Origin of the sequence: Alteromonas sp. KS69, from assembly GCF_003989595.1 — a bacterium.
Lineage (GTDB): Bacteria > Pseudomonadota > Gammaproteobacteria > Enterobacterales > Alteromonadaceae > Alteromonas > Alteromonas naphthalenivorans.
This window is the reverse complement of sequence record NZ_PYHU01000005.1, coordinates 17,073-31,369: the sequence shown is the minus strand read 5'-3', so window position 1 is coordinate 31,369 and position 14,297 is coordinate 17,073. Positions and strand designations below refer to the sequence as shown.

At 45.8% G+C, this 14,297-nt stretch carries 13 protein-coding genes; 12 read left to right on the top strand and 1 reads right to left on the bottom strand.

Features of this window, described 5'->3' with window-relative positions; genetic code table 11:
• Nucleotides 1-7: 7 nt before the first annotated feature.
• Entirely contained in the window at nucleotides 8-3,379 is a 3,372-nt protein-coding gene (locus C7Y69_RS03475; RefSeq protein WP_244360049.1) for an ATP-binding protein, read from the bottom strand.
• Nucleotides 3,380-3,695: 316 nt separating this feature from the next.
• Between C7Y69_RS03475 and urtA the strand changes: the two genes are divergently transcribed.
• The 12 genes from urtA to ureG all read left to right on the top strand — a co-directional run bounded on the left by urtA (nucleotide 3,696) and on the right by ureG (nucleotide 14,294).
• Entirely contained in the window at nucleotides 3,696-4,979 is a 1,284-nt protein-coding gene (urtA, locus tag C7Y69_RS03470; protein WP_126871824.1) for an urea ABC transporter substrate-binding protein, read from the top strand.
• 98 nt (nucleotides 4,980-5,077) lie between these two features.
• The gene (gene urtB, locus C7Y69_RS03465) at nucleotides 5,078-6,679 is read left to right on the top strand and encodes an urea ABC transporter permease subunit UrtB (RefSeq protein ID WP_126871823.1); all 1,602 of its coding nucleotides are present in this window, start codon (nucleotides 5,078-5,080) and stop codon (nucleotides 6,677-6,679) included.
• Entirely contained in the window at nucleotides 6,679-7,791 is a 1,113-nt protein-coding gene (gene urtC / locus C7Y69_RS03460; RefSeq protein ID WP_126871822.1) for an urea ABC transporter permease subunit UrtC, read from the top strand. The genes urtB and urtC overlap by 1 nt, the downstream gene beginning before the upstream one ends.
• The gene (gene urtD / locus C7Y69_RS03455; protein ID WP_126871821.1) at nucleotides 7,788-8,585 is read left to right on the top strand and encodes an urea ABC transporter ATP-binding protein UrtD; all 798 of its coding nucleotides are present in this window, start codon (nucleotides 7,788-7,790) and stop codon (nucleotides 8,583-8,585) included. The genes urtC and urtD overlap by 4 nt, the downstream gene beginning before the upstream one ends.
• Nucleotides 8,578-9,273 carry an urea ABC transporter ATP-binding subunit UrtE gene (gene urtE / locus C7Y69_RS03450; protein WP_126871820.1) on the top strand — a complete coding sequence of 232 codons (696 nt, stop codon included), beginning with the start codon at nucleotides 8,578-8,580 and terminating at the stop codon, nucleotides 9,271-9,273. The genes urtD and urtE overlap by 8 nt, the downstream gene beginning before the upstream one ends.
• 12 nt (nucleotides 9,274-9,285) lie before the next feature.
• Nucleotides 9,286-10,170: an urease accessory protein UreD gene (locus C7Y69_RS03445; RefSeq protein WP_126871819.1), complete on the top strand. Its 885-nt coding sequence runs from the start codon at nucleotides 9,286-9,288 to the stop codon at nucleotides 10,168-10,170.
• A gap of 26 nt (nucleotides 10,171-10,196) precedes the next feature.
• Nucleotides 10,197-10,499, top strand: coding sequence for an urease subunit gamma (ureA, locus tag C7Y69_RS03440; protein ID WP_126871818.1), 303 nt, complete (start codon nucleotides 10,197-10,199; stop codon nucleotides 10,497-10,499).
• Between the two features lie 9 nt (nucleotides 10,500-10,508).
• The gene (locus C7Y69_RS03435) at nucleotides 10,509-10,829 is read left to right on the top strand and encodes an urease subunit beta (RefSeq protein WP_126871817.1); all 321 of its coding nucleotides are present in this window, start codon (nucleotides 10,509-10,511) and stop codon (nucleotides 10,827-10,829) included.
• Nucleotides 10,822-12,525 (top strand): urease subunit alpha, encoded by a 1,704-nt coding sequence (gene ureC, locus C7Y69_RS03430; RefSeq protein WP_126871816.1) that lies wholly within the window; start codon nucleotides 10,822-10,824, stop codon nucleotides 12,523-12,525. Before C7Y69_RS03435 ends, ureC begins: the two co-directional genes overlap by 8 nt.
• 9 nt (nucleotides 12,526-12,534) lie before the next feature.
• The gene (gene ureE, locus C7Y69_RS03425) at nucleotides 12,535-12,984 is read left to right on the top strand and encodes an urease accessory protein UreE (protein WP_126871815.1); all 450 of its coding nucleotides are present in this window, start codon (nucleotides 12,535-12,537) and stop codon (nucleotides 12,982-12,984) included.
• Complete coding sequence (locus C7Y69_RS03420; protein ID WP_260563415.1) at nucleotides 12,956-13,669, top strand: urease accessory protein UreF; 714 nt, start codon at nucleotides 12,956-12,958, stop codon at nucleotides 13,667-13,669. Before ureE ends, C7Y69_RS03420 begins: the two co-directional genes overlap by 29 nt.
• A gap of 10 nt (nucleotides 13,670-13,679) precedes the next feature.
• Complete coding sequence (gene ureG / locus C7Y69_RS03415) at nucleotides 13,680-14,294, top strand: urease accessory protein UreG (RefSeq protein WP_126871813.1); 615 nt, start codon at nucleotides 13,680-13,682, stop codon at nucleotides 14,292-14,294.
• Nucleotides 14,295-14,297 lie beyond the last annotated feature (3 nt).

Here is a 14,297-nt window from a genome sequence, read left to right as displayed (position 1 = left end):
CGGGCGGTTAAAAGCAGCGCATTAGGCTGTCGAGCTTCTCAACTACCTTCACAAACTGAATTTGAGATGAAAGCTGCTTGAGCTCCTTTTTGGTTTCAGGGGGAATATCATAGTGCTCTGAGATGTCTTCAAGTTTGGCAGTAAAGCCCGACAGATAACCAATTTCAGCCAGCGATTTAAGGGCTTGATATTGGTTGCGCCCTACGAGAGGCCTATTCCCTTCGTTTTTGCCCGCTGGCTCAAGGGCGGTATCATCGTTTTGATTTATCCAACGAATGTTCAACCAGTGGCCCAATTTATCAATGAGGTTAGAAATATCAAAAGGCTTGGTAAGGTAGTCGTTATGATTTTGTCGGGCATTATCTTCCATGTCTAGTTCCCGCACGTTGGCTGACACTACTACAATGGGTAGCTTAAATCCTTCTTGCCTAAACAGCTCAGCCGCTTTCCAGCCGCTTATTTCAGGCATTTTTAAGTCGAGAAACATGAGGTCGATAGCGTGGCTTTTCAACTTACCTAAGCCTTCTTTAGCAGAACTGGCGGTAATCACGGTGAATCCTAGGGGAGTGAGAATGTCGCTCAATAACTGCCGCTGGCTAGCTTCATCATCTATGGTTAAAAGAGTTTTAGATTCACCTTCATAGCCCACAACCTGTTTGTCTTCATCTACAGGTTCTCTGTGAATATGATTAAGTCTGGGTAGCATTAAGCTTAGGCTAAACCTACTGCCTTCGCCGAGGCCGCTAACTAAACTAATATCCCCGCCCATTAACTCCGCAAGCGCACGGGAGATGGTGAGGCCTAAACCCGTACCAGAAACCGCCGTGTTACTGTCAGATACACGCTCGAACGGATGGAACACGGTTTCTTGATCCTGCTCGCTTATCCCCGGGCCGGTGTCTTCAACAATAAACTGTCCTACTTCATTACGGTATCGCACGGTAAATGTCACACTGCCGTGTTCAGTAAATTTAAGAGCATTAGAAATCAAGTTTATTAGAATTTGCCGTAGGCGCTGTTTGTCACCAGACACAAATTGGGGTAAGTGCTGGGGGAAATCAGCGGTAAACTTTAACCCTTTAGATAGTGCTTGCTGCTGAAACATATCAATAAGTTGTTCTAGTAACGGACGTAATTGGATATCTTCACGGTGAACTGATAATCGTCCCGCCTCAATTTTAGAAACTTCTAACACCCCTTCAATTAAATCACTTAGGTATTCCCCATTGCGCTTCATGGTTTGCAAAGGTTCTTTCGCGTGTTTGGGAATTTTGCTATCACTGGAAAGTAACTGCGCATAACCAAGTAGCACATTTAAAGGTGTTCGAAGTTCGTGACTCAAGCCTGCCAAGTATCGACTCTTTGCTTTATTGGCTGACTCCGCCTCTTCCTTTGCTAATTGATACGCCTGTGACGTTTTTTCATGAGCATTGACCTCGGTGGCCAAAGCTTTAGTTTGTTCACGAAGCTCTTCTAATGCTGAACGATTACTTAGCCTCGCAAGGGTAAATAGCCAACTCACCACACCAATAATAATCAGTAAAAAGAAAAATATTTTGAGTAGCGTGGCGGCAAAGACGTCTTTAAGCGCTTCGGTCGCCATGGGAATTTGCCAATAAATCAGCAGCAATATGGTGGCGGAAATACCTGTGAGTAGCAGAGTTAGCCATAAACATTGTGCAATAGGCGTACTAAGTACACGCAAGGTTTTTAAACTAAAATAGCGGTTGAACAATGCGAATGCTTGTGACGATAAGGTGGCGTCTTCCCTGCATTGGTCACCACAGCGAACGTCTAAGCTGCAGCACAAAGAACATATGGGATGATTGTAGGCCGGACAAAAACTCATATCTTCGTTATCAAATGTATTTTCACATAAGCAGCATTGGTGTTCAGCCCCATCTAGATCATCAGTGGTATTGGGTACCAAGTAAAATTTTCCTTTGGTTGCCCAACCCATTGCAGGCACCACAATAAAGGGTAAGAAAAAGGCTAAATAGGAACCAAGTGCGACGCCAATGTCGCCAAACGCGCCCATATGCGCAGCAAAACCAACAACTGAAGAGACAAACATAGACACTGTGCCAACAGGATTAATATCGTACAGTTTGGAACGCTTAAATTCGATTATAGGCGGGCTTAGTTTGAGGGGCTTATTAATAAGCAAATCAGCCGATACAGAACTTAACCATGAAAGTACCAGAACTGAATAGATCTGAAGCATACTTTCGATGGTTTGATAGATACCCAACTCCATCAACAAAATAGCAATTAGGATATTGAAGATCATCCAAACTACTCTACCTGGGTGGTTATGGGTAATACGGCTAAAAAAGTTAGACCACGCCAAGGACCCGGCATAAGCGTTCGCTACATTAATTTTTAGTTGTGAAATAATCACAAACACAGTGGCAATCACAATGGTCAGTGTAGTGTTGTTAAAGAGAAATCCGAAAGCCACTTGGTACATATGTGCAGGGTCACTGGCTAGCTCTCGGGATACCCCTTGTTTGAGGGCTAAGTAAGCTAGAAACGACCCCAGAAATAATTTACCCGCACCAAAAATTATCCATCCTGGCCCAGCCATTATCATAGCGACCCACCATTTTAACGGGCTAGAAGCAGTGGGTTTTGGGGGCAGAAATCGGAGAAAATCGACTTGTTCACCAATTTGCGCGACTAAGGAAAGCAAAACAGCTGATGCTGAACCAAATAAGAGAATGTTAAAGCCGCTGCCCATGTCACTGGCATCACCGGTAAACTCTGTCCATTCCCTTAAACTTGAATCGGGATGATTGAACACGTACAGGAGTGGCATTAGCTGTAAAACAATCCAAACTGGCTGGGTCCACACTTGAAAGCGGCTAATATAAGTAATGCCGTGGGTTACTAGGGGCATGACAATAAGTGCACTAATAGCATATCCAATATAGAGGGGAATACCGAGCAATAGCTCAAGCGCCATACTCATAATTGCCGCTTCAAGTGCAAAGAAAATAAATGTAAAAGAGGCATAGATAAGAGAGGCTACTGTGGAGCCTAAGTAACCAAAGCCAGCCCCTCTACTTAAAAGATCAATGTCAACGCCATACCGAGCAGCATAAAAACTTATAGGGGTACCACTGATAAAGATAACCACCACCAACGCAAGAATGGCCCAAGCTGAATTTACGAACCCATAATTCAATGTAATAGCGCCGCCTATAGCCTCCAATACCATGAAAGACACTATGCCAAGCGCTGTATGTGCAATACGTGAATATGACCACTTTCGAGCGCGCTTGGCGGTAAAGCGAAGGGCGAAATCTTCCATCATTTCGTTCGCAACCAGCTTGTTGTATGAGCGGCGGCTTGAAGAGACTTTTGAATTGTCTGCCATGAGGTGGTGATGATCCTACTGGGAATGTTATTAAAAGATGAGTACGGAACAAGCGCAGATTACTCTGTCTTATATAATGTCAGCATACCGTTAACTCGCCAATACCTGTATAGGAATAAGACGAGTCTAAACTACGTAATTTAACTCATTTTTTTATTTTGCTTATAGAAATACTATACAAGCATTCGTTACAGCATGGTGTCACTGGCATACAGTTTTGTAACCCCATTATGGAAAACGGCCAATTAGCCAGGGTCAACAGTGAACCTTTTCAAGTAGGTTAATGTGGGCTAATCAACAATCTAGAGGATGTTTGATGAAGTTACGTAAATTAATAGTCGCTAGCTCGATGATCGCAGGGTCGATGATTTCAAGTTTATCAATAGCCGAGGAAGATACGATTAAGGTTGGGGTGTTGCACTCGCTTACCGGTACCATGGCCATTAGTGAAACCACGTTAAAAGACACCGTATTAATGATGGTGGAAGAGCAAAACAAGCAAGGTGGTTTGCTTGGAAAGAAACTCGAAGCAGTGGTGGTGGACCCCGCCTCAAACTGGCCGTTATTTGCCGAAAAAGCACGTGAATTAATTGTGCAAGAGAATGTAGACGTTATCTTCGGTGGCTGGACGTCGGTCTCCCGTAAATCTGTGTTGCCTGTAGTTGAAGAGCTAAACGGATTGCTGTTTTATCCAGTACAGTATGAAGGTGAAGAGTCGTCTAAGAATGTATTTTACACAGGAGCTGCGCCCAATCAACAAGCCATTCCTGCTGTAGATTATCTTATGAATGACATTGGTGCGGAGCGATGGGTATTGTTAGGTACCGATTATGTTTACCCTCGTACTACCAATAAAATTTTAGAAGCTTACTTAAAAGCCAATGGCGTGAGTGATGATGACATCATGATTCAATACACACCGTTTGGTCACTCAGATTGGCAAAACATTGTATCTGATGTGAAGAAGTTTGGTTCCAGTGGTAAGAAAACCGCCGTGATTTCAACAATCAATGGCGATGCAAATGTACCTTTCTACAAAGAGTTAGGTAACCAAGGTATATCAGCAGAAGACATTCCCGTTGTAGCGTTTTCTGTGGGAGAAGAAGAGCTATCAGGGTTTGATACCGGTCCTCTAGTAGGTCACTTGGCCGCGTGGAATTATTTTCAGAGTATTTACACCGATGCCAACATTGAATTTATCGATAAGTGGAAGTCCTTCATCGGTGATGAAACTCGAGTAACCAACGATCCAATGGAAGCCACTTATATCGGCTTTACTATGTGGGCTGCCGCCGTGGAACAAACGGGAAGCACTGATGTTAACACAGTGTCAGACGCTTTAATTGGTATGTCGGTACCAAATTTAACTGGCGGAATCGCGGTAATGAATCCTAATCATCACTTGTCGAAGCCAGTATTTATTGGCGAAATCCAAGATGACGGACAAGTAGAAGTGGTGTGGGAAACCCCAGGGACAGTGCGAGGTGATGCATGGTCTGATTTCCTGCCAAGTTCTAAAAATTTGATGTCTGACTGGACGGCACCCATGCTATGCGGCAGTTACGATGTTAAAACAGGCTCTTGTACCAGCAGTAAGTAGTGTGTTGTGGGCGGTATTGCCGTCCATCCAGTGAGTGGCGCTGTTTGCGAAATCGTTGCAGCGCCACGTTTTTTTGCGACACACTAGGGAATAAAGTCATGTTCAAATCTGTGTTGGCATTATTTTTTGTCATTATTCATCTCAGTATTTTTCAGTCGGCTCGAGCCCAAGACGTCGCTTTCGACGATATTGTGAAAGCTTTGCCAGAGGCGTCTTTCCGCACACTACCCGCCACTCTCGATAAAGCCGCTACACTTGACGATGAACGAGTTGCTACGCTACTCGCACGGTTACTGGAGGGCGATGTGTACTTTCATCCGAAAACTCAGCAAGTGATGTATGCAACCAAGACCCAAGGTGAGCGGGCGTGGATAGATACACTCACAGAGAAGAATATTGCGGAGTCTAGCGGCGTTAGGCTAAGAAAGGTACGTGTAAACAACCGTGTACGAAGCCATATTCGACAACTTTTAGCCCAACGTAACTTGAGCCATCGTGATGACACGGTACGTTTACAAGCGTCGGAAAGCCTTTTGGCTGATGTTGATTCAATATCGACTAAGGTTATTTTGTCTAGGTTAGAGCAGGAAGAAAACGCCGATATTATTGAAGTGTTAACCGCCATTACGGCGCTTAAGCGACTTCAAAATGACGACGTGACTGAACAGTTGGGTGCGCTTGAAACCTTGAGAGGAAACTTATACCCAGAAGTTAGAGTTGCGCTTTTATCTTTGCAACGTGACAGTGAAGTTGCTGACACAGTAAAGGCTAATGTTGATGCTGTCTTGGCGGGAATAGAGGTGAAGCGCAAGTGGTTTGGTTGGGCTGAAACGGCCTTTTTCGGTATCAGCATGGGGTCGGTGCTTTTATTAGCCGCTATTGGCCTATCCATCACTTTTGGGGTGATGGGTGTTATCAACATGGCCCATGGTGAAATGATTATGTTGGGGGCATATACCACTTATGTTATTCAACAAACTTTCCCCAATCTTATTGAGTATTCGTTGCTTATGGCAGTGCCTGCGGCCTTCTTAGTCTCTGGCTTGATGGGTGTACTCATTGAGCGCAGTGTTATTCAGTTTTTAAAAGGGCGACCTCTTGAAACATTACTCGCCACCTTTGGTATTTCTCTGATTTTACAGCAGTTGGTACGTACTGTGTTTTCACCACTAAATCGTCAGGTAGCAAGCCCAGAATGGATGAGTGGTTCATGGCAAATTAATCCGGTGTTTTCTGTCACGTTTAACAGATTGTATATCATTATATTTTCTTTGGCGGTGTTCTTTTCCTTGCTGCTATTTTTGAAAAAGTCCTCCCTTGGTTTACATGTTCGCGCCGTGGCACAAAATCGCGAGATGGCACGGGCGCTCAGTGTAAAGAGCAATTGGGTTGACGCCGCTACCTTTGGGCTAGGTTCTGGAATAGCCGGCGTGGCAGGGGTGGTGTTAAGTCAATTAACCAATGTGGGGCCCAATTTAGGCCAGGCGTACATTATCGATTCATTTTTGGTTGTGGTATTTGGTGGCGTAGCAAATTTGTGGGGCACCCTGGTGTCAGCCATGACCCTAGGCGTCTTAAATAAATTCCTAGAACCTGTTACAGGCCCGGTATTGGCCACTATTATCGTATTAGTCGGTTTGGTTTTATTTATTCAAAAGCGCCCAATGGGGCTGTTCCCGCAAAAGGGGAGGGCTGAATAATGATGAACTTTTTCTTTCAACTAAGTAGCGTGCAGCGCGTCGTCTCCGTATTGTTAGTCATGGCTGTGTACGTAGTGTTGGCGAACCAGTTATTTTCCCCAGAGTCATTTTTTTACGTCAGCAGCTATTCAGTGAACCTATTGGGCAAATATCTGTGTTACGCCTTGCTAGCGTTGGCACTAGATCTGGTGTGGGGCTATTGCGGCATTTTAAGCCTAGGCCACGGTGCATTCTTTGCCCTTGGTGGGTATGCCATGGGTATGTACCTGATGCGTCAAATTGGGGATAGAGGCGTATATGGCAACCCGGATTTACCTGATTTCATGGTGTTCTTAAACTGGGAAAGTTTACCTTGGTTTTGGGTGGGATCAGATAGCTTTTTTTGGGTGATTGCAATGGTGGTACTTGCCCCAGGAGTACTGGCGTATGTCTTTGGTGCCATGGCGTTTCGTTCTAGAGTTAGCGGCGTGTACCTTTCTATTATGACGCAAGCGATGACGTACGCACTCATGCTGGCCTTTTTCCGCAATGAGATGGGATTTGGTGGCAACAACGGTATGACTGATTTCAAAGACATTTTAGGGTTTTCATTGCAATCAGATACTACCCGGTTGGTGTTGTTTATTATCACTGTATGCGTATTGGCGGCCGCTTATTATGTGAGTGATCGCATTGTTTCTTCGAAAGCCGGTAAAGTGATCACCGCCATTCGAGATGCAGAAAATAGGGTGCGTTTTGTGGGGTACAACAGTGCCAGTTATAAGGTGTTTCTGTTCACCTTTTCTGCCGTGCTTGCCGGCATCGCAGGCGCACTCTACGTACCTCAAGTGGGCATCATTAATCCTGGAGAATTCTCGCCCATAAATTCCATCGAAATCGTTATTTGGGTGGCTATTGGGGGCAGAGGCACCTTATACGGAGCCATTATTGGTGCCATAGTGGTGAGCTTTGCAAAAACAAGGCTGACAGGGATTATGCCTGAGGCCTGGTTATTTGCACTTGGCGGTCTATTTGTCTTAGTCACCTTGTTGTTGCCCAAGGGCTTGGTTGGACTGATTGATCATCGTTTTCCTGTCAAGCGTAAGGTGAATAAGCAGGAGGCAGCCTCATGAAAAGTGCGTTACTGACAGAGAAAAGCCCCGCGCCAGATACGCGCCACGGTATGATTTTATACATGGAAAATGTGGGTGTTAGTTTTGATGGTTTCAAAGCACTTAACGATTTGAATTTGTATATCAAAAAAGGTGAGTTGCGTTGTCTTATTGGTGCAAATGGTGCGGGTAAAACTACCCTTATGGATGTCATTACCGGTAAAACCCGCCCCGATACTGGGACGGTAAGTTATGGGCAGCAAATTAATCTGCTACAGCATAACGAAGAGCAAATTGCCCGTTTAGGGATAGGTAGAAAATTCCAAAAACCGACGGTATTTGAGGCCTTAAGCGTAAAAGAAAACTTATATCTCAGCCTAAAAATGGACAAGGGCATTTGGACATCGTTATGGCACGCATTAAGTGCAGAAGAACGAGATGATATAGACCAAATTCTGCATACCATCGGCCTTCTTGCCATGCAGCATCGTCAGGCCAGTGAGTTATCCCACGGGCAAAAACAGTGGCTGGAAATTGGTATGTTGCTGGCGGCCAAACCTCAGTTGTTGCTGGTGGATGAACCCGTCGCAGGCATGACAGTGTCGGAAGCGGAGCGCACCGCTGAGCTTTTAACTTCGTTGGCCGGAGAGCACTCAGTGGTGGTCGTAGAACATGACATGGGATTTGTGCGTTCAATTGCACGCACGGTCACGGTGTTGCATCAAGGTAGCGTATTAGCAGAAGGCACCATGGACGCCATTCAAAGTAATCCGGAAGTGAAAAAGGTATATTTGGGGGAGGAGGGTCATGATTAACGTATCCCAACTGAACCAGCGTTACGGTGGTAGCCAAATATTGTGGGATTTGAATATGGACATAGCGGCCGGTTCCCGCACATGTATTATGGGGCGTAATGGAGTGGGGAAAACCACGCTACTAAAATGCCTCATGGGCATGTTACCCGCAGCCTCTGGCAGTATTACTATCAATCAACAAGACGTAACGCGCGCAAGTATAGAAAGCCGTGCCAATATAGGCGTGGGCTATGTACCACAAGGCCGTCATATTTTCGGTCAGCTTACCGTTGAAGAGAATTTAAAAGTGTCGCTTAATTGTAAGCGCCAAACGTCACGCAGCCTGCCAGAAGACATTTTCGAATACTTCCCTGTGTTAAAAGAAATGTTGCAACGCAGAGGCGGAGATTTATCAGGTGGTCAGCAGCAGCAACTTGCTATTGCCCGTGCCTTAGTGCTTAATCCTAATATGCTTATTTTAGATGAGCCGAATGAAGGCATTCAGCCCAACATTGTTCAGCTGATTCGCGATGTACTATTGCGCTTAAATAAAGAAAAGAGCATGACGATTGTTCTGGTTGAGCAAAAACTGCCCTTTGCTCGCGCGGTAGGCGAACAATTCTACTTAATGGAACGAGGAAAAGTGGTGTCTCATGGCGCGATGCCAGAGCTTAACGATGATTTGGTTAAGCAGTATTTGTCGGTTTAGCAAGGAGTGATAATGACGGCAAGGCCCGCAGTAGCTTACGAACAGTGGCTGGCGCGACTAGAAATGACATTTGCTTACCGGCAACAAAAAACAAAGCTGGTGAATACACTGCGGGAAGGCCCGCTCAGTGTACAGCGGGCTTTTTACCCAGAAACCACTGGCGCGGCGCATTTATATTTATTGCATCCACCAGCCGGTATTGTGTCTGGTGATGAATTGCATGTTGCGGCCACCTTAGAAGAAGATTGCCAAGTACTGCTAACCACCCCGGGGGCCAATCGGTTTTACCGTGCCCGAGAGGCAAAACAAATGGCCAGTAAGCAGTGTCAGTTCAACCGTTTTACTGTTGCAGACAACGCTCACCTCGAATATCTACCCCATGAGACACTGGTTTATACCAACGCCAATGCGTTTAGTCATACTCAGGTGTATTTAGATAAAGGCGCAAGCTACGTAGGCTGGGATGTTGCGTGTTTGGGCTTACCCCATATCGACCAACCCTTTTCCAAAGGGCAGTTCACACAAACCTTCAGTCTTTATCACAACCAAGGTATTCGTTTTCACGAACGTCTTGCCTTGCACGCTAAAGACAATCTTCATCAATCTCGCATTGGGTTAGCGGGGCACCATGTGGTGGGCACCATGGTGTTATTCAATGGCAATGAAGCGTCATCAAACGAATGGGCAAAAAGTGTGTGTAGCTTAATTCGAACCTGTATTGATGAACTTAACCTGTGTAGTTTTATGTCAGTCACGCAGTTGCAAGGCGTTGTTGTGGTGCGTTATTTAGGCGAGGACAGCGAAGTTTGTCGTGAGGGTTTTGTGCATGTTTGGAAGCAGACAAGGCCACAGGTGTCTGGTCATTTAGCAGTACAACCACGAATTTGGTACACATAACTGATTAAATAAAGTGGGAGCAGCTTTTGGAACTATTACCCAGAGAGAAAGACAAGCTATTGTTATTTACCGCCGGACTACTTGCCGAGCGGCGCTTAAATAGAGGGTTAAAACTGAATTACCCCGAAGCGATTGCATTTATTTCAATGGCCATTTTAGAAGGTGCACGAGATGGAAGGTCTGTCGCTGAACTGATGGATTATGGGCGTACAGTATTAAGCGCCGAGCAAGTGATGGAAGGTGTACCTGAGATGATCCACGATGTTCAGGTAGAAGCCACATTTGCAGATGGCACCAAATTGGTGACAGTTCACGACCCCATAGTTTAGGAGAATGCGATGATTCCTGGCGAGATATTCACAGACGAAAGTGATATAGAACTCAATCAAGGTTTACCTGAAACCAGTGTTGTTGTCGTTAATCATGGCGATAGGCCAATACAAGTGGGATCCCATTATCATTTCTATGAAGTGAATCCGGCGCTGCATTTTGACCGCCCATCCACCAAAGGTTTGAGATTAAATATTACCGCTGGCACTGCTGTGCGTTTTGAACCTGGTCAGAAACGTACGGTAAGTTTAGTGCCTTTTGGTGGCTCAAAATCCATTTATGGGTTTCGTGGTGATGTGATGGGAAAATTGGAGCAAGAGCATGACTAAAATAGACCGTAACGCCTATGCACACATGTTTGGCCCAACCACAGGCGATAGGGTTCGCTTAGCGGACACCGACATTATTATCGAGGTAGAAAAGGACTGTACCTGCTATGGCGATGAAGTGAAGTTTGGTGGAGGTAAAGTTATTCGCGATGGCATGGGGCAGGGGCAGCTCAGCTGCGCAGAAACCCCAGATTTAGTCATTACCAATGCGCTCATTTTAGATTATTGGGGCATTGTGAAAGCCGATGTGGCGATTAACGATGGCCGTATTCAAGCCATTGGCAAAGCCGGTAATCCCGACGTACAAGACTACGTAACTATTCCTATTGGCGCGGGCACGGAGATTATAGCAGGAGAAGGGCAAATACTGACGGCAGGTGGCATCGATGCACACGTACACTTCATTTGCCCTCAGCAGGTAGATGAAGCCTTAATGTCAGGGGTAACCACCATGATAGGCGGTGGCACAGGCCCGGCCACCGGGACGAAAGCTACCACATGCACCCCGGGGCCATGGAATATTGAAAAAATGATGCTTTCAACTCAGGACATGCCAATGAACTTTGGCTTCTTGGGTAAAGGAAACGCGAGTTTACCGATGGCGTTGGAAGAGCAAATTGAAGCGGGTGTCTGTGGCCTTAAATTGCATGAGGATTGGGGAACGACCCCTGCATCGATAGATAACTGCTTGACCGTAGCCGACCGTTACGATGTGCAAATTGCCATTCACACCGATACTTTGAATGAAGCAGGATTTATGGAAGATACCTTGGCGGCATTTAAAGGCAGAACTATTCATACTTATCACACCGAGGGTGCGGGTGGCGGGCATTCCCCAGATATTATTCGTGCTTGTGGTGAAGCCAATGTTTTGCCGTCATCCACAAATCCAACACGGCCTTACACTGTCAATACCGTTGACGAGCACTTAGACATGCTAATGGTCTGTCACCACCTCGACCCTTCTATCCCTGAAGATGTGGCGTTTGCTGACTCACGAATTCGCAAGGAAAGTATCGCGGCCGAAGATATTCTACAAGACCTAGGCGCAATAAGTATGATTGCTTCTGACAGTCAGGCCATGGGACGCATAGGTGAAATGATTTGCCGAACATGGCAAACCGCCCACAAAATGAAAGTGCAACGGGGTCCGCTGCCACAAGACTCTGACAGAAATGACAATTATCGTGCGCGTCGTTACGTGGCTAAATACACCATTAATCCGGCTATAAGTCATGGTATCGATAGTGAAGTGGGTTCTATTGAAGTAGGTAAATTGGCCGACGTTGTGCTGTGGAAGCCCGCCTTCTTTGGAATTAAGCCAAGTTTGATTCTTAAGTCAGGCTTTATTGCTGCCGCGCCTATGGGCGATCCCAACGCCTCTATTCCTACACCACAACCCGTCTATTATCGGCCAATGTTCGGTAGCCTTGGCGGCGCCGCAGCCTCATTGTCTGTTACTTTTGTTTCACAGGCATCGATCGATAACAACATTGCTGAAAAATACGGGATACGCCGGCCACTCGTGGCATGTAAAAATACAAGGAATATTGGTAAAGGGGATATGAAACTCAACGATTGGCAGCCATACATTGAGGTGGATGCACAAACCTATGAAGTACGCGCTAATGGTGAGTTACTTACCTGTGAACCTATGGAAGTACTGCCTTTAGCACAGCGCTATAGTTTGTTTTAAGAGAATTGTATGTTAACGATTTCAGAAAGGTTGGGTCATTATCATGGTGATGCCGACGATACCATAACCCTAGATTTTGATACGCGTCAAAAGGCGCGAATCAAAGTGACAACCGACAAGGGCGAGCAGGTCGGCATTTTTATAGAGCGAGGGAAGCCCTTACGCGTGGGTGAGCACTTGCGAAGCGAATGCGGCAAAGTAATTAAGGTGATAGGAGCCCTTGAACCAGTTACCACAGCAAGTACAGACGACTGGCACACCTTTTCAAAAGTGTGCTATCACTTGGGTAACCGCCATACTCGCTTACAAGTAGGTGAACGTTGGCTAAGATTTAAACCCGATCATGTGCTTAGCGAATTAGTGCAGCGTTACCATCTAAGTGTGAGTCACGCACCTGCGGTATTTGACCCTGAAAGTGGCGCCTATCAAAGTGGCGAACATCACCACCATCATGACTGATCTTTCGATGCTTCAGTGCGCAAGGTTGCTGCAATTATGCAGTGCGAATTTGCCGGTGGGAGGATTCTCCTTTTCGCAAGGTTTAGAGCAAGCGGTGGAGCGTGGGTGGGTAACTACATCTGATGCACTAGAGAATTGGGTAGCTGTGTTGCTAGAAGGCAGCGTCGCCAATGCCGATGTCCCTTTGTTGATGCAGCAATTTAGCGCAATAGAAGAAGGTGACCAAACACTATTTTTAGACACCGACGATTGGATTGCGGCTACCCGAGAAAGTGAAGAAATTTTACTGGCCGAGCAAGCCATGGGAAAAGCACTACGCAGGCTGTTGCGCAATTTAGTTAATAAGGAAGACAGTACGGCCGCTCAATGGGTTAATCAGCTAAATGCCCATTGTTTTATTAGTCAATTTGCCTTGGCCTCCCATGTTTTCGGCTTACTACTTGATGCCTGTTTAAGCGGCTATGTGTGGACCCTTATTGATAATCAGGTGGCCGCGGGCACAAAACTCATCCCGTTAGGACAAACCGATGGCCAAAATTTATTGTTTCGCTTAACCACAAAAATTACACCATGTATTGAGAGCGCCAAACACGTGCAGCAAGACCATATTGGTCAATCTATGCCGTCGTTGGCCATGGCAAGTGCATGGCATGAACAACAATATTCAAGATTATTCCGTTCTTAGAGGAAACCTTATGCAAAAACAAACACTGCGTGTTGGTGTGGGTGGCCCAGTGGGGTCTGGAAAGACAGCGCTACTGCGTTCGTTATGCCTCGCTATGCGTGAAAAGTACAACATGGCCGTAGTTACCAACGATATTTATACTCACGAAGATGCACAGTTTCTAACCAAACATGACGCACTAGAAGCCGATCGTATTATCGGTGTAGAAACCGGTGGTTGCCCCCATACGGCTATTCGAGAAGACGCCTCAATGAACCTTGCTGCCATTGACGAACTACAATCTCGGCATGAGAATTTAGACTTTGTCTTAGTAGAAAGTGGTGGTGACAATCTCAGTGCCACCTTTAGCCCAGAACTCTCCGACTTAACTCTTTATGTGATTGACGTTTCAGCAGGGGATAAAATTCCCCGCAAAGGTGGGCCGGGTATTACCAAGTCTGATTTACTTATCATCAATAAGATAGACATTGCTGACATGGTGGGAGCCTCACTAGACGTGATGGATACGGACACTAAGCGTATGCGTGGCGATAAACCTTTTGTATTCACTAATTTAAAAGCAGGTGAAGGTTTGGCTGAAATCATCAACTTTATTGAAGTTGAAGGCATGTTGGCTAAATCTTAATTA